At 74.3% G+C, this 17,786-nt stretch carries 15 protein-coding genes; 7 read left to right on the forward strand and 8 right to left on the reverse strand.

Annotation, left to right across the window (positions count from 1 at the left end; all coding sequences use genetic code 11):
• Nucleotides 1-145: 145 nt before the first annotated feature.
• A complete protein-coding gene (locus ACZ56B_RS24655) occupies nucleotides 146-1,696 on the forward strand; it encodes an alpha/beta hydrolase (protein WP_468794657.1) in 1,551 nt (516 codons plus the stop codon).
• 135 nt (nucleotides 1,697-1,831) lie between these two features.
• The gene (locus tag ACZ56B_RS24660; protein WP_468794660.1) at nucleotides 1,832-3,328 is read left to right on the forward strand and encodes an alpha/beta hydrolase; all 1,497 of its coding nucleotides are present in this window, start codon (nucleotides 1,832-1,834) and stop codon (nucleotides 3,326-3,328) included.
• 68 nt (nucleotides 3,329-3,396) lie between these two features.
• Here the strand turns inward: ACZ56B_RS24660 and moeZ are convergent, their stop codons facing one another.
• From moeZ to ACZ56B_RS24695, 7 genes are all read right to left on the reverse strand, one after another.
• On the reverse strand, nucleotides 3,397-4,575 hold the full coding sequence (moeZ, locus tag ACZ56B_RS24665; RefSeq protein WP_468794663.1) for an adenylyltransferase/sulfurtransferase MoeZ: 1,179 nt from the start codon (nucleotides 4,573-4,575) through the stop codon (nucleotides 3,397-3,399).
• Nucleotides 4,576-4,638: 63 nt separating this feature from the next.
• Complete coding sequence (locus ACZ56B_RS24670; protein WP_468794666.1) at nucleotides 4,639-5,388, reverse strand: spherulation-specific family 4 protein; 750 nt, start codon at nucleotides 5,386-5,388, stop codon at nucleotides 4,639-4,641.
• On the reverse strand, nucleotides 5,376-6,368 hold the full coding sequence (locus ACZ56B_RS24675) for an NAD-dependent epimerase/dehydratase family protein (RefSeq protein WP_468794669.1): 993 nt from the start codon (nucleotides 6,366-6,368) through the stop codon (nucleotides 5,376-5,378). Before ACZ56B_RS24675 ends, ACZ56B_RS24670 begins: the two co-directional genes overlap by 13 nt.
• Nucleotides 6,369-6,656: 288 nt before the next feature.
• Nucleotides 6,657-7,826, reverse strand: coding sequence for a hypothetical protein (locus ACZ56B_RS24680; protein ID WP_468794672.1), 1,170 nt, complete (start codon nucleotides 7,824-7,826; stop codon nucleotides 6,657-6,659).
• Nucleotides 7,823-9,532 carry a DUF3492 domain-containing protein gene (locus tag ACZ56B_RS24685; RefSeq protein WP_468794675.1) on the reverse strand — a complete coding sequence of 570 codons (1,710 nt, stop codon included), beginning with the start codon at nucleotides 9,530-9,532 and terminating at the stop codon, nucleotides 7,823-7,825. The genes ACZ56B_RS24680 and ACZ56B_RS24685 overlap by 4 nt, the downstream gene beginning before the upstream one ends.
• A gap of 180 nt (nucleotides 9,533-9,712) precedes the next feature.
• Nucleotides 9,713-11,257: a DUF3152 domain-containing protein gene (locus ACZ56B_RS24690; RefSeq protein ID WP_468794678.1), complete on the reverse strand. Its 1,545-nt coding sequence runs from the start codon at nucleotides 11,255-11,257 to the stop codon at nucleotides 9,713-9,715.
• A gap of 8 nt (nucleotides 11,258-11,265) precedes the next feature.
• Nucleotides 11,266-12,351 carry an alpha/beta fold hydrolase gene (locus ACZ56B_RS24695; protein WP_468794681.1) on the reverse strand — a complete coding sequence of 362 codons (1,086 nt, stop codon included), beginning with the start codon at nucleotides 12,349-12,351 and terminating at the stop codon, nucleotides 11,266-11,268.
• Between the two features lie 188 nt (nucleotides 12,352-12,539).
• Between ACZ56B_RS24695 and ACZ56B_RS24700 the strand changes: the two genes are divergently transcribed.
• The 4 genes from ACZ56B_RS24700 (at nucleotide 12,540) to ACZ56B_RS24715 (ending at nucleotide 14,447) form a co-directional block, all read left to right on the forward strand.
• Entirely contained in the window at nucleotides 12,540-12,767 is a 228-nt protein-coding gene (locus ACZ56B_RS24700; RefSeq protein ID WP_468794684.1) for a hypothetical protein, read from the forward strand.
• A gap of 196 nt (nucleotides 12,768-12,963) precedes the next feature.
• Nucleotides 12,964-13,608: a TetR/AcrR family transcriptional regulator gene (locus ACZ56B_RS24705; protein ID WP_468794687.1), complete on the forward strand. Its 645-nt coding sequence runs from the start codon at nucleotides 12,964-12,966 to the stop codon at nucleotides 13,606-13,608.
• A 151-nt stretch (nucleotides 13,609-13,759) separates the two neighbouring features.
• Nucleotides 13,760-13,987, forward strand: a complete 228-nt coding sequence (locus tag ACZ56B_RS24710; RefSeq protein WP_159535660.1) for a DUF3107 domain-containing protein — start codon at nucleotides 13,760-13,762, stop codon at nucleotides 13,985-13,987.
• Nucleotides 13,988-14,177: 190 nt separating this feature from the next.
• Complete coding sequence (locus ACZ56B_RS24715) at nucleotides 14,178-14,447, forward strand: hypothetical protein (protein ID WP_468794691.1); 270 nt, start codon at nucleotides 14,178-14,180, stop codon at nucleotides 14,445-14,447.
• Between the two features lie 42 nt (nucleotides 14,448-14,489).
• Here the strand turns inward: ACZ56B_RS24715 and ACZ56B_RS24720 are convergent, their stop codons facing one another.
• Nucleotides 14,490-15,245 (reverse strand): ferritin-like domain-containing protein, encoded by a 756-nt coding sequence (locus ACZ56B_RS24720; RefSeq protein WP_468794694.1) that lies wholly within the window; start codon nucleotides 15,243-15,245, stop codon nucleotides 14,490-14,492.
• 480 nt (nucleotides 15,246-15,725) lie between these two features.
• Between ACZ56B_RS24720 and ACZ56B_RS24725 the strand changes: the two genes are divergently transcribed.
• Nucleotides 15,726-17,786 (forward strand): DEAD/DEAH box helicase (locus ACZ56B_RS24725; RefSeq protein WP_468794697.1); only part of this gene is annotated, 2,061 nt, incomplete at its 3' end.

Raw genomic sequence — 17,786 nt, forward strand, 5'->3', positions numbered from 1 at the left:
GGCGAGGACGGCGAGGACGGCGAGGACGGCGAGGACGGCGAGGACGGCGAGGACGGCGAGGGGAACGCCTCGGGGCCGCCCCGGTTCCTCCCTCGTACGGCCCGTGTCCCGCGCGGCCCGCTCCGGGGCACCGCAGGATGGAGGCATGCCCCCTGCCTGCCGTCCGCGTGCCGTCGTCCTGGCCGTCTGCGCCGCCCTGCTGCTCGCGCCGTCGGCGGGCTGCGGTGCGGACGACGGGGACGGGAGCGAGGACCTGACGAGGCAGGAACTCGACTGGGGGGACTGCCCGGCCCCGTCCGAGGCGCAGGGCGCGGGCCCCGCCCCTTCGCCCCTGCCGGACGGGACCGCGTGGCAGTGCGCCACCCTGGAGGCACCCCTGGACTGGGACGCTCCCGGGGGCGACACCATCGGCCTCGCGCTGATCCGGGCGAGGTCGAGCGGGAGGCCGGAGGAGCGCATCGGATCCCTGATCTTCAACTTCGGCGGCCCGGGCGGCTCCGGCGTCACCGCGCTCCCCGCGTTCGGCGAGGACTACGCGACCCTGCGCACCCGCTACGACCTGGTGAGCTTCGATCCCCGCGGGGTCGGTCGCAGCGCGCCCGTGAGCTGCGGGAGCGACCAGCAGCTCGACGCGTACCTCCAGCAGGACGCGACCCCCGACGACGGGGCCGAGCGGACCGGACTCCTGGAGAGCACCAAGCGGTTCAACGCGGCCTGCGAGAAGAACTCCGAGCGGATCCTGCCGCACGTGCGCACCACCGACGCCGCCCGCGACCTCGACCTGATGCGCCAGGTCCTCGGCGACGACCGGCTGCACTACTTCGGCTTCTCCTACGGCACCGAACTCGGCGGCGTCCACGCCCACCTGTTCCCCGAGAAGGTGGGCCGGGCGGTGTTCGACGCGGTCGTCGACCCCACGCAGGACCCGGCGCAGGGCTCGCTCGGGCAGGCGCGGGGCTTCCAGCTCGCGCTCGACAACTACGCCGAGCACTGCGTCTCCCAGGCCGAGGAGTGTCCCGTCGGCGACAGCGCCCGGGACGTGAAGGACCGGATCGCCGGGTTCCTGAAGGACCTCGACGCCGCGCCGATTCCCGGCGTCTTCCCGCGCGAACTGACCCAGACCGCGGCGACCGCCGGGATCCTCCAGGCCCTGTACTCGCGGGACTTCTGGGATTTCCTCACCGACGGCCTCGTGGAGGCCTACGCCGGCGACGGGACGATTCTGATGGTGCTGTCCGACTCGTTGAACGGGCGCGACCGGGACGGCGGGTACAGCAACCTCGTCCCCGCCAACGTCTCCGTCAACTGCGCCGACGACAAACCCCGTTACGACACCGAGGACGTGGAGCGCAGGCTGCCCGGGTTCCGGGCCGCGTCGGAGCTGTTCGGCGACTACCTGGCGTGGGGGCTGATCGGCTGCACCGACTGGGCGGTCCCGGGGGCCGCCGACCACCCGGAGGTGAGCGCCCCCGGAGCGGCCCCGATCCTGGTGGTCGGCAACACCGGCGACCCGGCCACCCCGTACGAGGGGGCGCGCAGGATGGCGCGGGCGCTGGGCGAGGGGGTCGGCGTCGAGCTGACGTACGAGGGCCAGGGGCACGGCGCCTACGGCAGCGGGAACCGGTGCGTGCGGGACGCGGTGCACGGCTATCTCCTGGACGGGAAGGTGCCGAAGGCCGGCACCGTCTGCTCCTGAGGCGGCATCGTCCCACGAACCCGCAGGTCAACGCGTTATCCACAGACTTCCCCGGTACGAGGCGGGTCTGCCTACCATGGCTTGACCGCCATCCGCGGCACGGTGCGGACGGCCAGGCGAGGGGGGAAGCGGCACATGGCGCGCATCACACGGTGGGCGGCCCTGACGGTCGCCGCCGCACTGCTGGCGGCGGGTTGCAGCGGCGGCCCGTCCGGCGACGACGGCGGGGACGACGGCAAGGGCGGCGGGACGGCGCTCGACTGGGGACGCTGCAAGGCCTCGGGGGACGCCCCCGCCCCGGGCCGCGACTGGCAGTGCGCCACGCTCCGGGTGCCGCTGGACTGGTCGGAGCCCGACGGCGCCACGATCGGGCTGGCGCTGATCCGGGCGAAGGCCACGGGGGACGACCGCCTCGGCTCGCTGCTGTTCAACTTCGGCGGTCCGGGTGGCTCGGGGGTGTCCATGATGCCGTCCTACGCCGGCACCGTCGCCGAACTGCGCGAGCGGTACGACCTGGTGAGCTGGGATCCGCGCGGGGTGGCCGCCAGCGAGGGCGTCCGCTGCCGGAGCGACCGGGAGATCCAGGCGGCCGAGTCGTCGGTGGACGGCACCCCGGACACGCCGGCCGAGGAGCAGGCGTACTTCGAGGACGCCGCCGCTTTCGGCAAGGGCTGCCGGAAGGCCGCCGGGAAGCTGATGGCCCATGTGGCGACCACCGACACCGCCCGCGACATGGACCGCATCCGGCAGGTCCTCGGCGACGACCGGCTGCACTACTTCGGCATCTCCTACGGCACCGAACTCGGCGGCGTCTACGCCCACCTGTTCCCCGAGAAGGTGGGCCGGATGACGCTCGACGCGGTGGTCGACCCGAGTGCCGACACGGTGGGCCACGCCAAGAACCAGACGCGCGGCTTCCAACTGGCGCTCGACAACTACCTGGAGTCCACCGGCCGGGACCCCGAGCAGGGGTCGCGCGAGATCGCGGACCTGCTGGAGCGGATCGACGCGGAACCGCTGCCGACGTCCTCACCCGGGCGGAAGCTGACGCAGACGCTGGCCCTGACCGGCATCGTCCTGCCGCTGTACAGCCGGACGAGCTGGCCGGCCCTGACCGAGGCGCTGCGGGCCGCGGAGAAGGGGGACGGCTCGAAGCTGCTGGCGCTGGCCGACGGCTACAACGACCGCGACGCCTCGGGGCGCTACGGCACGGCGACCCACTCGCAGCGGGTCATATCGTGCCTGGACGCCAGGCAGCGGCCGACCGCGGCCCAGGCGAGGGAACTGCTGCCGGAGTTCGAGGAGATCTCGCCCGTGTTCGGGGCCTTCCTCGGCTGGGACACGGCCGGCTGGTGCCACGACTGGCCGGTGCCCGGCCGGTACGACACCCCGGAGGTGAGCGCGCCGGGCGCGGCCCCGATCCTGGTGGTCGGCAACACCGGCGACCCGGCCACCCCGTACGAGGGTGCCCGGAGGATGGCGGACGAACTGGGCGAGGACGTGGGCGTGGTGCTCACCTGGAAGGGCGAGGGCCACGGGGCGTACGGCAGTGGGAGCGACTGCGTCGACTCCACGGTGAACGCCTACCTCCTGGACGGCACCGTGCCCGAGGACGGCAAGGTCTGCTCATGACGCGGGCGAGGGCCCCGGACACCCGTGGTGTCCGAGGCCCCCGCCTCCGGCCCGGCTCCGGCCGCGGCTCAGTAGACCGGCTTCTCCGGCTCGATCTGGTTGACCCAGCCGATCACGCCGCCGCCGACGTGGACGGCGTCGGAGAAGCCCGCGGACTTGAGGACCGCGAGGACTTCCGCACTGCGGACACCCGTCTTGCAGTTCAGGACGATCTTCTTGTCCTGCGGCAGGCTCTCCAGGGCGTTGCCCATGAGGAACTCGTTCTTGGGGATCAGGCGGGCGCCCGGGATGGACACGATCTCGAACTCGTTCGGCTCGCGGACGTCGATGAGTTCGAGGTTCTCGCCGTCGTCGATCCACTCCTTGAGCTGCTTGGGAGTGATCGTGGAGTCGGCGGCCGCCGCCTGGGCCTCCTCGGACACGACGCCGCAGAAGGCCTCGTAGTCGATGAGCTCGGTGACGGTCGGGTTCTCGCCGCAGATCGCGCAGTCGGGGTCCTTACGGACCTTGACCTGGCGGTACTGCATCTCCAGGGCGTCGTAGATCATCAGGCGGCCGACGAGGGGCTCACCGATGCCGGCGAGGAGCTTGATGGCCTCGTTGGCCTGGATGGAGCCGATGGACGCGCACAGCACGCCGAGGACGCCGCCCTCGGCGCAGGAGGGGACCATGCCGGGGGGCGGGGGCTCCGGGTACAGGCAGCGGTAGCAGGGGCCGTGCTCGGACCAGAAGACCGAGGCCTGGCCGTCGAAGCGGTAGATCGAGCCCCACACGTACGGCTTGTTCAGCAGCACGCAGGCGTCGTTGACCAGGTAGCGGGTCGCGAAGTTGTCCGTGCCGTCGACGATCAGGTCGTACTGGCTGAAGATGTCCTTCACGTTGTCGGCCTCGAGCCGCTCCTCGTGCAGGACGACGTTCACGTACGGGTTGATGCCCTTGATCGTGTCACGCGCGGACTCCGCCTTGGGGCGGCCGATGTCGGACTGACTGTGGATGACCTGGCGCTGCAGGTTCGACTCGTCGACCTCGTCGAACTCCACGATGCCGAGCGTGCCCACGCCCGCGGCGGCCATGTACATCAGCCCCGGCGAACCCAGGCCACCGGCGCCCACAAAGAGCACCTTGGCGTTCTTCAGCCGCTTCTGCCCGTCCATCCCCACATCGGGGATGATCAGGTGGCGGGAGTACCTGCGAACCTCGTCTACGGTGAGCTCGGGGGCCGGCTCGACCAGGGGTGGCAACGACACGGGGACTCCGTTGGTCGGTCAATCACTACGGTTGTTCTCCGATCAACACTGCCATGGCCTTTTTCATTCCGAGACACCCGTCCCGATTCGCGAGACGATGTCGTCCCAGTAGCCGGGCAGCGGTTCCCAGGGATCGGTGCGGCCGCCGCGGCCCCGGTGGTCGGTGAAGTAGATCGTCGCGGCCCCCTGCCAGCGGGCGATGCGCAGGGCCTCCTCCAGGTGCGGTGCGGGCACTCCGTACACGAAGTGGCAGAAGCGCTCGGGCGGATGGTCGGCGGTCCACTCCGCCGCCTGCGACCAGCGGTAGTCGCTCCAGGCCCCGCAGAAGGTGACCAGTTGGTCGGCGCTCTCGGCGTATCCGGGGTCCGGGTGGGTGCCGTGGCCGAGGACGATGTGCGCGTCGTCACGGATCACCCGGAGCGTGGTGACGGCGCGCCGGACCCCGGGGAGCCCGGCGCGGTCGGCGGGGCAGCGGTCGAGGAGGAAGCCGTCGACCTGGTACCAGTCGAGGAACCGGTGGGCCTGCGGGATCATCTCGCCGAAACCGCGCCGGCCGTGCGCGGTGTCGAGATGGCCGAGGACGCGGACGCCGGCGTCGCGCAGCCGGCCGGCCGCCTCCAGGCAGTGCGGGTCGGGCCGGGCGCCGGGGCCGTCGGCCACGTTCAGGACGACCCAGTGCAGGGGGGTGCCCGGGCGGGCGAGCCCCCTCCACTCGGCCGGGGCGACGAGGGGGTGCGCGAGGCCCGGGACACCGAACCCGGTGCGGACGTCGGTGCTCGCGGTGCCCGGCTCGACGCGGGTCAGATACGGCACGCCGCCTCCATCCAGATGTCGGCCAGGGACTCCTCGAGGTTGATCCGGGGCCGCCAGCCGAGCCGGTCGCGTGCGGTGCGCACGTCGGCCTGCTGCCAGCTGCCGCAGCCGTCCGGGTATGGGTACGCGACCGGAGGCGCGGGGTGGTCGGAGTCGGTGCGGGAATGGCTGATGGTGGCCCTGAGGTGGGCGGCGTGCGGGTTCGGTGACGCGTGGGCACCGGGAGGGCCGTCCGGTTCGGTGAGGGTGCCGCCGTATCCGGCCACGCGGGCGAGGACCGCGGCGGCGTCGCGCAGGCGGACGGCGCGGCCCGAACCGATGTTGATGACGCCCTGCGCGGCGGAGAGGGAGGCGGCGTGGACGGCACGGGCCACGTCGCGGACGTCGACGAAGTCCCGCTGGGCGCCGAGTCCGCCGAGCCTCAGCTCGGCGTCGCCGGACTGCATGGCGCGGCGCATGGCCTCGGCGAGCCGGCCGAGCGGGGAGCCGGCCGGCGTCCCGGGGCCGACGGGTGAGAAGACCCGCAGGACGACGGCGTCCAGGCCGGACCCGAGGACCAGCTCGGTGGCGGCGAGCTTGCTGACGCCGTACGGGCCGCCGGGGCGCGGGACGGCGTCCTCCGCGGTGGAGGAACCCTGCTGGCTCGGGCCGTACTCCGAACTGCAGCCGATCTGCACCAGACGCGCGCCGCAGCCGCTGCGGCGCAGGGCCTCGCAGACGGTGGCGACGGCCACGGTGTTGTGCCGGGTGAGTTCGCGCGCTCCGCCCCGGGTGGTGCCCGCGCAGTTGATCACCACGCCGGGGTGGACGGCGTCGAGGAAGCGGGTGAGGGCGCCGGGGCTGCCGGTGGCGAGGTCGAAGCGGACGTCGGCGTCGTCGCCGCGGCCGAGGGCCGTGAGCTGGACGGCCGGGTCGGCGAGCAGGCGCTCGGCGACGAAGCGGCCGAGGTAGCCGTTGGATCCGATCAGCAGGACTCTCATCGGGCGGCTCCTTCGGCGTCCGGAACCGCTGGGCGGGTGATCATGCGAGGTTCTCCTTCGGATGCGGATGCGCGGATGCGTGAGGGTGCGCGTCTTGTGCCTGCGGCGCGCGTGCGGTCCCGGAGGGGCGCGCGTGACGCCTACGGCGGAGGGGGTGGGTGCGGGGCCGGGACGGGGGTGCCGGTGCCGCGGCCGCGCGCGACCGCCGGACGCGCCGGCGCGGTCCGCCTTCGCGCCGTGCGGGGGGCCGGCTCCCTCCTGCTCGGCCCGCGCGGAGGGCTCGGGCGGTCACCGCGGTTGCTCCGGGCGGGTGTGGGCCGAGGCCCGGGTGAGTCTGCGGGAGGCGTGGACCAGGAGGGTCAGGGCCGCCGCCCCGCAGATGAGGGTGGGGACGGCGGCGGGGCCCCAGGCGGCGGCCAGGGTGTCCACGGGTACGGCCAGCGGGGCGCAGCCGGGGAGGCGGGCCGCGAAGACCGAGGCCGGGGCCGCCGCCTGGGCGGTGGCCGCGGCCGTGAGGACCACCCTCGGGGCGTGGGTGAAGCCGTGGACCGAGAGGAGGCGGGCCAGGAAGAGGAGCGCGCCCAGGGCGAGGGTCGGGGGAAGGGCGAAGGGCTCGTCGAGGAGTGCGGCCGAGAGGGCGAGGAGGGCTGCCAGTGCGCACAGGAACAGGGCGAACGCGCCGAGCAGCACGGGCCGGACGGAAGCGGCGAAGTCCTCCAGGCCCCGGCTCGAGGCGAGCCTGCGGCGGGCGCGGGCGGAGAGGAGGTGGGCGGTCCAGGCGGCGGGTGCGCAGGACAGGGCGAGGGCCAGGACCGGGGCGGCGGTGAGCGGCCAGTCCCCCTCCGCGGCGCCGGTGGGCGGGCCGTCGGGACCGCCGGTGATCGCGGCGTCGAGCAGGCCGTCGCCCAGGAGCGCGTAGCCGACGAGCCAGCAGGTCCAGAACGCCGCGGGGGAGCGGCGCGCGGCGGCCGGGGCGGGGGTGCCGGGGCTCAGCGGGCCCCGGCGCAGTGCCGCGCGCAGGGCGAGGGCGGTGGCGAGGACGCCGGCGGTCACCGCGAGGAGGCGGGTCTGGCCGTGGGTGAGGCGCAGGGCGGTCAGCGTCGCGAGGCACAGTGCTCCGGGGAGCAGGGTGAGGACGATCCAGTCGGCGCGCGCCCCGGGGACCGCCGCGGCGGTGGCGGGCCGGCTGTCGCCGTCGCGCGGGACGCGAGCGTACAACTCCTCCGCGAGGGAGAAGACGTCCCGGTGGCGGAAGCGCGCGGCGGTCCGGTCGGTGACGCCGTGGGCCTCCAGGCCGGCCGCGATCTCCAGGGGGTCCACGGCCCGTTCGCACAGTTCGCGGTGGCGGTGCAGCAGCGCCTTGACCGGGTCGGCCGCGCCACGGCGGGGGGCGGGCCCGGAGGGCCGCGGTCCGCCGGGCTCCGTCATCCCGCGGTGCAGTGCGCCGAGGTCGGTCATCGGACTGCCTCCGTCACGGGTGCCGGCGCGGTGGCGCGCACGGGCGCGTTCCTCGCCCAGGCGGGGACGGCACGCGGGGTCAGATCGGTCCAGTGGCCCGGGACGTGGGCCTCGGCGGGGGCGGCGAAGGGCAGGGGGTCGCCGCCGCCGTCCAGCAGGAGGCGGCGGACCGGGGTGCGCGCGACGCTCTCCAGGTACAGGCGGTGGAACGCCGCGACGTTCTGCTCGACGGTGAACAGCTCGAGTGCGCGGGCGCGTGCGGCGGCTCCGAGGCGTTCCCGTCGCGCGGGGTCGCGCAGCAGGGACACGCACGCGTCGGCGAGCGCCCGCGGGTTGCGCGGCGGGACGACGAGGCCCGTTCCGCCGACGGCCTCCACGACGGCGCCGACGTCCGTGGAGACCGTGGCGCGTCCGCAGAACATCGCCTCGACCAGCCCGGTCGGGAAACCCTCGACGACACTGGAGAGAACGGCCACGGCGCCCGAGGCGTAGGCGTCGGCGACGGTGGGCAGGTCCGGGCCGCCGATCTCCTCGAAGGACACCGGGTTGTCGCCGACGGCGTGCGGGCCCTCCGCCTCGTCCGGGAAGAGCTGCGCGGCCAGCGCCTTGCAGTGGCCCAGGTAGTCGGCCCCCTCCGGGCCGGACGGGCCGCCCACGATCCGCAGGCGGGTCCCGGGCTCCTCCTCGCGGATCTCCGCGAGGGCGTGCAGCAGCGAGACCAGGTCCTTGGCGGGCTCCACCCGGCCGACCCAGACGAGGGTGCGCGGGTCCGCGCCCTCCCGGGACTCGCCGACCTCGGCGAAGGGCGCGGCGTCCATGCCGGGATGGACCGTGCGGAGCTTCGCCCGGTCGGCACCGCAGCGTTCCTGCCAGCGTCGGGCGTGGGCGTTGCCCGGTGTGATGAACGCGGCCCGGCGGTAGGTCTCGGCGGCGAGCCGGCCGTGGAAGGCGGCGAGCAGGGAGCGGACCGCGCAGGAGGAGTCCGGGCGGGTCAGGTAGTGCGTCCGCAGGCGCACGCCGTACTCGGTCACCAGCAGCGGGACGCCGAAGAAGTGGTGGGCGAGCAGGCCCGGCAGGGCGGCCGCGCCGCCGGCCGTGGCGTGGCACAGGTCGACCGCGCCGAGTCCGTCCTCCCCGTACCAGTCGAGCGAGAGGGGGCGCAGGGCCTGCTCCAGGTGCGCGGCGACGGCCAGCAGATCCGGCACCCGGGCCTCGCGCGCGGCGCGCAGGGCGCGGGGCGCACGACAGGCGCGTTCCAGGAGGCGTACGGCGGTCTCGGAGCGGAGCGCGGCCGTCAGGCCGCCTTCGTCGCGGGCGAGTTCGGCGAGGCCGCTCAGCGCGGTGGCGAAACGGTCCGCCTCGGCGGCGGCGTCCGGCGCGGCTCCGGGTGCGGCGGGGGCCGCCGTGCAGAGGACGGCGGCCAGTTCGCCGTAGTGCTCCGTGAAGCGCCGGCGCGCGCGGCGGCCGTACACCACCCCGTCGTCCTCGGCCGTCCACAGCGGCGCGGTGCGCACCCTGCCGACCTGCGGCGGCAGCGGGACCCAGCCCGCGTCCTCCTGGGCTTCACTGCGGCTGAACGCGTAGACGTCGAACTCGTGTGGCCCGAACTCGTGTCGTCCGAGTCCGCGCACGAGGCGCTCGCACCAGAGCCCGGCGCCACCGCCCACATACGGATAGCCACCCTCCGTGAGCAGTCCGATACGCACGTGTGCACCCCCGATCTCCCGCTTGGGGAGCCACCGTCGTCCGGCGGCTCGCAGCGGGACGAACGTATGCGGACAAGGCGGTGGTGCGACGGACGGTTGTCCGTCGCACCACCAAAAGGGGTGAACAGGCGTAACTTTCCCGCGCGGGGCGCGTTCGGCCTTGCTAGAGGAGCTGGAGGGTCAGCCCTTCGGGTAGGGCCACGGATTCGGCCGGCAGTCGATGCCGTCGTGGTCCACGAACTTGGTCTGCTGCTGCATGACCGGGGCGAGGTCGCCGTCCTTGTCGCAGGTGACGTGGCCGTAGCCCAGGCGGTGGCCGATCTCGTGGTTGATCAGCATCTGGCGGTAGGCGTGGATCCTGTCGCCGTACGTCTGCGCCCCCTGCGCCCACCGGTACGCGTTGATCATCACGCGCTCGGTGGCCGCCGAGTCGCAGGAGACGTTGTCCACGGTGGTGTCCAGGCCCGACTTGGCGCACCAGTGGGCGGTGGTGCCGGGGCTGGCGAGGGTGATCACGAACCCGGCCTCGCCGGAGTGGATGCGCTCGAAGGTGCGGGCGCCGTTGTGCGCCCAGCTGCGGTTGTCGTTGAGCGTCCTGTGCACGGCCTCGGCGAAGAGTTCGCCGTCGAGGCCGAGGCCCTGCTCCACGTCCACCCGGTAGGTGATCTTCTGGCCCCTCCCCGGAGCCTTGTCGATGCCGGGGATCGCGTCGAACTTCCCCGAGCCCGTGAACGTGGCGCCGAGCGGGTACTTCCGCTCCATCTGCTCCTCGTACGTCAACCGTTCGGGGCCGGGCGTCTCGGCGGGCGCCCCCCGGTCGTCCCCGCGCGAGGCGGGGCCCCGGACGTCGCGGGCCCGGTCGGGGGCGGACTGTGCCTGCACGCCGTCGCCGCCGCGTCCGTCGGCGACCTGGCCGGCCACCACCACGGCCAGCACCGTGGTGACGGCGGCGGCCGCGATCCCGGTGAACGTCCGTCCCCTGCCGCCCCCGGCCCGCGCGGGCCCACCGCTGGGCGGCGCGCCGCCGTCGGGGCCCGGCGGGACGGCGGTGACCGGAGCGCTGCTCCGGTCGGTGACGGCGGCATACGGGTCCGCGGGGGGCGCGGAGGCCCGCCGGCGGGGCGTGAAGAGGTCGCCGTCCTCGTCGAAGGCGGCGAGGTACTCCCGCCGAGGTCCCGCGGGGGGCGCCTGACGCTGTCGCGGCAGGGGTGCGCCGACCCCGCCCGGGACGCCGTACCCGGCCCCGGCCGCCGTCCGCCCCACCGGTTCCCCCCAGCCGCCGCCGGGTTCCCGCTGCTCGGGGTGGCCGCCGCGGGCCTGCTGGGGAACGCCGTGGGCGGGGGTGCCGTCGGGGGACGGGGGGACGCCGCGCGCCGGGGTGCCGCCGGGCACGTACGGAACGCCGTGCGCCGGCGTCCCGTCCGGAAGCCATCCCTCCGGGAGGCGCGGCATGCCGCGAGCGGGGGTGCCGTCGGCGAAGCGGGGCACTCCCCCATCGCCGGGCGCGCCGTGACCCGGCGTCCCGTACTCCGGGGGCCCTTGTGGCGTCCCGTACGCCGGGGGTCCCTGGGCCGGGGTCGCCTGCGGCGTCCCGTACGGGGTCCCGTGTCCCCGGGACCCGGGGGCCTGCTCACGGACGGGGCGGCCGTCCCGGCCGCCCCGTCCTGCGGTGGTGTCCGCGGGATCGCCCTTCGGGGCGGGTCCACGACGACTGTGGCGTCCCACGTCGCGCCTCAGCCCCTCAGGTTTTCGGCGGTCGCCCCGCCGTCGACGGCCTCGTCCGCGCCGGTGTCGGCGGCCGGACCGGGGGCGCCCTTCGCGCCCGCTTCCCCAGTATCCCCCTCGGTGTCCTCTTCGTTCCCCGAATCCGCCGCATCCGCGAGGAGTTCGCGGAAGGCGAGGGCCACGGCGCCGGGGTACTCCATCATCGCCACGTGCCCCGCGTCCGGGAGGGTCACCAGCCTCGAGTCCCGGAACGCGCGGGCCGCCCGCCGGGCCATGCGGAAGCCGACGAGCTGGTCCCGGCCGCCGTAGACGAGCAGGGTCGGCGCGAGCACCCGCTCGGCCTGGCGCCACAGCCCGTGCTGGCCACCCAGCGTGTACGCGTTGACCAGGCCCCGCGCGGAGCGCGCCATCGCGTCCCAGAAGTACGGCAGCCGCAGCCGCCGCTCCATCTCCTGCACCGCGTGGCGGAAGCCCTCCGGCGACACGTTCGCGGGGTCCCCGTAGCAGAGCGCCAGCACGCCGCGGACCCGCTGCTCCGCCGTCCATCCCCGGGTGATCCGGGTGAACAGCGGTGCGACGCCGGGCACCGCCAGCAGGCCCGTCGGGATCGCGGTGCGCTGCACGCGCAGCTCCGGCAGGGCCGGCGAGACGAGCGTGAGCGTGCGGACGAGGTCGGGGCGCACGGCGGCGACGCGGGTCGCGACCGCGCCCCCGAGCGAGTTGCCGAAGAGGTGCACCGGGCCGCGTCCGGCGGCGTCGAGGTAGCGGATCACCGCGCGTGCGTGCGCGGTGACGGAGTAGTCGCCGTCGTCCGGGGGCGGGGAGTCGCCGAAGCCCGGCAGGTCCACCGCCTCGCCGTCGACGACGTCCTCCAGCAGGGGCATCAGCGCCGACCAGTTCAGCGAGGAACCGCCCAGTCCGTGGACGTAGAGGGCGGGCGGCAGCCCTTCGCGCGCGGGGGGCCTCGACCGGACCGACAACGTGATCCCGGGGAGCTCCACCGACCTGAGCCGCTCGCCCTCGGCGACCCGGACGGCGGCCCCTTCGGGAAGCACGCTTGCGGGCGGCACCAACGGCAGCTCGGTCGAAGACATGCGGCAATGTTACGAGACGATCACGCGGTGATTCACGTGTTCGCCGTCACAGGGCGCCCGGGCACCGGGTCACGTCCCGGCCGCGGATCGCATGGCATCCGGATCGGGTGTCTCCTAGGCTCGTGAAGAGGGCACCCGTATGTGGCCCCCTGCATTCTCCAGGGACGTTCGTAGGAAGGGAGCCCGGCATGACGGTGGATCCGACCGACCCCGAGACCTTCGAGGAGGACGAGGACATTCGTGAGGACCAGGAGTTCGACGTCGAGGCGCCCGTGGTCGACGCGGCCGAGCAGCAGGCGGACATCGCGCCGGACCGCGACGACCCGCTGACCGACCTCGACCCCGATCGCGCCAACGAGGCGGACCTGGTGGAACAGGCCAGGATCGTCTCCCTCGACGAGGACGACTACCGGTGAGGAGAGCACCGCGGAGGGCCTCGCCCAGCAGGGGAGGCCGCATTTTGCCCGCTGTGAAACCTTTTGAAACCTTCCGTACGGCCTTCGTCGCCGTCCGCTCCGTGAAATTCTGCGCTCCCGCCGCGCACACCACGGTTACCGAAAAGTACGATGGCGGCGCGGTTCACACCGCACGTGGACGACAATGGGAGGCGGCGTGACAGCCATCGAGCAGACAGAGGCGGCGCGCCCCAGGGGGACCCGCCTGCCGCGCCGGGCCCGGCGGAACCAGCTGCTGGGCGCCGCCCAGGAGGTCTTCGTCGCGCAGGGCTACCACGCGGCCGCGATGGACGACATCGCCGAGCGCGCCGGCGTCAGCAAGCCGGTGCTGTACCAGCACTTCCCGGGCAAGCTCGACCTCTACCTCGCGCTGCTGGACCAGCACTGCGAGGCGCTGATCCAGTCGGTGCGCCACGCGCTCGCGTCGACGACCGACAACAAGCAGCGCGTCCGGGCGACCATGGACGCCTACTTCGCGTACGTCGAGGACGACGGCGGCGCCTTCCGCCTGGTCTTCGAGTCGGACCTGACGAACGAGCCCGCCGTGCGCGAGCGCGTCGACAAGGTCACCAACGACTGCGCGGAGGCGATCTGCGACGTCATCGCCGAGGACACCGGGCTCTCGCGGGCGGAGTCGATGCTGCTCGCCTCGGGACTGGGCGGGCTCGCCCAGGTGGTGGCCCGGTCCTGGCTGCACAGCGACCGCAGCGTGCCGCGCGACCAGGCGGTGCAGCTGCTGGCCTCGCTCGCCTGGCGGGGCATCGCCGGGTTCCCGCTGCACGGCAACGACCAGCAGCACTGACCGCGCCCGCGGGCACCGTGCCCGTCCGTTCCCGCGCACTGTTCGCTCCTGGCGTGGCCGGGCGAAGCGTGTACGTCCCCTCACCGGGCTAATGTGTGCTGGTACGGCGCGGAAGGTCGCGCACTTCACTGACCGTCGGAGGGACATAGCCGTGGAGGTCAAGATCGGCGTGCAGCACGCGCCCCGCGAGATCGTTCTGGAGAGCGGTCAGAGCGCCGAGGAGGTCGAGCGCGTGGTGGCCGAGGCGCTGGCCGGGAAGTCGCAGCTGCTGAGTCTCGTGGACGAGCACGGCCGCAAGGTCCTGGTCCCGGCCGACCGTCTCGCGTACGTCGAGATCGGCGAGCCGGCCCCGCGCAAGGTGGGTTTCGGCGCGCTGTAGGCGACGACCGGGAAGGGCCCGGCGGCACCGTGACGCGGTGCCACCGGGCCCTTCCGCGTCCCGCGCCGCCGCGGCCCGCGTGCACGCAGTGCACACGGCTGCCTCACGGAGAGGATTGGATTTCGCAGGTCAGGGGTAAGACGGGCTACGACCGGTATGAGCAGGCCGCCCGTGTGGGAGGGACCCCGACATGCTCCTGGAAGCGCTCAGCTCCGCGATCCTCGGCCTCGCTCTGGCGTGGGCGGCCACCCGCCGCCTGCCGCACCGCTTTCCCGCCCGCTCCCTGGTCCTGCCGACCGGCGCGGCCGGGGCCCTCTTCGGCGCCTTCGTGACGCACACCGCGCTGGACGCCGTGAATCCGCTGGCGGTGCTGCCCGGCGCGGTGGCCGTCTCCGCGGCCGCCCTCTCCCTGCTGCTGCGCCCCGCGGGAAGACTCCGCGGCCGCTCGGCGACCGTCTGACCGGCCGCCGAGGGCACCGCGGGCCCTGAAGCCGGTCCGGCGTCAGGCCGCCAGCCCCAGCGCCGCCATCCGCTTGGTGTGCGCCTCGGTGATCCGGGAGAACATCCTGCCCACCTCGGCGAGGTCGAAGCCGTCCGCGACCCCGCCCACCAGCATCGTCGACAGCGCGTCCCGGTCGGCGACCACCCGCTGGGACTGCGACAGCGCCTCCCCCATCAGCCGCCGCGCCCACAGCGCGAGCCGGCCGCCCACGCGCGGGTCCGCGTCGATCGCCGCGCGCACCTTCTCCACGGCGAAGCCGCCGTGCCCCGTGTCGTCGAGCACGGCCAGCACCAGGGCACGGGTGTCGGAGTCGAGGCGGACCGCGACCTCCCGGTAGAAGTCACTGGCGATGGAGTCGCCGACGTAGGCCTTGACCAGGCCCTCCAGCCAGTCGGAGGGAGCCGTCTGCTTGTGGAAGCCCTCGTACGCGGCGACGAACGGCTCCATCGCGCGTGTCGGCTCCTCGCCGATCCCGGCGAGCCGGTCGCGCAACCGCTCGAAGTGGTGGAACTCGGCCGACGCCATCTTCGCCAGCTCCGCCTTGTCCGCCAGGGTGGGCGCCAGCTTGGCGTCCTCCGCGAGCCGCTCGAACGCCGCCAGCTCCCCGTACGCGAGCGCGCCGAGCAGGTCCACGACAGCGGCGCGGTACTGCGGGTCGGCGGCGGCGGCCGACCAGTCCATGGCGGCGACGCCGGTGTGTCCGGCGGGGGTCTCGGGGGTGTCCGCGGCGTTGTCAGGCTTGTCAGAGCTCGTCATGAAGCGCACAATAGCCCGCTTCCCGGGCACCGGAAGGCCCCGGAGGATCAGTGTGACGACGACTACGTGACCGCATCAGCCATGGCGTGTGCGCGAATCCGGGGTATGGTGGTAATGCGCCTGCTGAGTACTTCTCCGTACTCGACGGGCGCCTGCATGAGGATGCCCGGTCGGTGGCCCGATCGGCTCCGACCCGACAGCCCTCCCTGACCGTGCGGCACATCGCGTACGACGATCGGAGGGAACCCTCCAGCGGTACGAGCGCTAGAGCGTCGGCAGTGGTCCCGTGTCCTACGGCATCGCCCGTAAGGCGGCCGACGTCCCCGGCACGGTCCCTACACGACCCCCGCGCTCGCCTCGCACCGCGCACACGGAAGAGGCAGCACCCTGACTACGACGTTCCGAGAGCTCGGGATCCTTCCCGAGACCGCCGAGGCCCTGGAGGCCGTCGGCATCATCACCCCCTTCCCCATCCAGGAGATGACGCTTCCCGTGGCCCTCTCGGGCACGGACGTCATCGGCCAGGCCAAGACCGGCACCGGCAAGACGCTCGGCTTCGGCCTTCCGCTCCTCGAGCGCGTCACCGTCCCGGCGGACGTGGAGGCGGGCCGCGCGAAGCCCGAGGACCTCACCGACGCCCCGCAGGCCCTCGTCGTCGTCCCCACGCGCGAGCTGTGCACCCAGGTGACCAACGACCTGCTGACCGCCGGCAAGGTGCGCAACGTGCGCGTCACCGCGATCTACGGCGGCCGGGCCTACGAACCGCAGGTAGAGGCCCTGAAGAAGGGCGTCGACGTGGTCGTCGGCACCCCGGGCCGGCTGCTCGACCTCGCCGGGCAGAAGAAGCTGGACCTGGCGCACGTGAGGGCGCTCGTCCTCGACGAGGCCGACGAGATGCTCGACCTGGGCTTCCTGCCCGACGTCGAGAAGATCATCAACCTGCTGCCGGTCAAGCGCCAGACCATGCTGTTCTCGGCCACCATGCCGGGCGCGGTCATCGGTCTCGCCCGCCGCTACATGTCGCAGCCCACGCACATCCGCGCCACCGCGCCGGACGACGAGGGCGCCACGGTCGCGAACACCAAGCAGTTCGTCTACCGCGCGCACAACATGGACAAGCCCGAGATGGTCGCGCGGATCCTGCAGGCCGAGGGCCGGGGACTGGCCATGGTCTTCTGCCGCACCAAGCGCACGGCCGCCGACCTCGCCGACCAGCTCAAGCAGCGCGGCTTCGCCTCCGGCGCGGTCCACGGCGACCTCGGCCAGGGCGCGCGCGAGCAGGCGCTGCGCGCGTTCCGCAACGGCAAGGTGGACGTGCTCGTCTGCACCGACGTCGCCGCCCGCGGCATCGACGTCGAGGGCGTGACGCACGTCATCAACTACCAGACCCCCGAGGACGAGAAGACGTACCTGCACCGCATCGGCCGCACGGGCCGCGCGGGCGCGAAGGGTACGGCGATCACCCTGGTCGACTGGGACGACATCCCGCGCTGGCAGCTGATCAACAAGGCGCTGGAGCTGGACCTCGGCGACCCGCAGGAGACGTACTCCACCTCCCCGCACCTGTTCACGGACCTCGGCATCCCCGAGGGCACCAAGGGCATCCTGCCGCGCTCGGAGCGCACGCGTGCCGGGCTGGACGCGGAGGAGCTGGAGGACCTGGGCGAGCCGGGCGGCCGTGGGCCGCGCGGGCGCGGTGGCCGGGGCGAGCGGAGCGACTCCCGTTCCGCCGAGCGGGAGACCTCGGACCGTACGCCGCGGCGCCGCCGCCGGATGCGGGGCGGTGTACCGCTGGACGGGACGAGCGGGCAGTCCGCGGCCCCGGCCGCCGAGGACGGCAGCGAGACGGAGGCCGCCGAGGCCGTCCGCACCCCGCGCCGCCGTCGCCGGACGCGCGGCGGGGTCCCGGCCGAGGCGGCACCGGCCGCGGCGACCGCGGTCGAGCCCGTGGAGTCCGCGGCGCCCGCGGAACCCGCACAGTCGGCGCAGTCGGCCGTCGCGACGGCCGAGGGCACGCCCGGGGAGGCCTCCGAGGCTCCCGCGAAGCCGCGCCGCCGCCGCACCCGCAGGGCCGCGGCCGCGGAGACGACGGCCGACACGGTCGAGGGGACCGCCGAGACCACCGCGCAGGAGCCGGCGGCTCCGGCGGAGGCCGCCGAGGCCAGGCCGCGCCGCCGCACCCGCAAGGCCGCCGAGTCCGCCGAGGCGGCCGCGACCGTAGCGGCCGTCGCCGAGATCCCGGCCCAGGCCGCACCGGAGCCCGAGGCCGCCGAGACCAAGCCGCGCCGCACGCGGAAGTCCACGGCCAAGAAGGCCGAGACGGCGGTCGACACCGCGGAGGCCGCCGAGGCCAGGCCGCGCCGGACCCGCAGGACCGCCGAGTCCGCCGAGGCGGCCGCGACCGTAGCGGCCGTCGCCGAGATCCCGGCCCAGGCCGCACCGGAGCCCGAGGCCGCCGAGACCAAGCCGCGCCGCACGCGGAAGTCCACGGCCAAGAAGGCCGAGACGGCGGTCGACACCGCGGAGGCCGCCGAGGCCAGG

This window comes from Streptomyces sp. NPDC034670 (assembly GCF_055574875.1).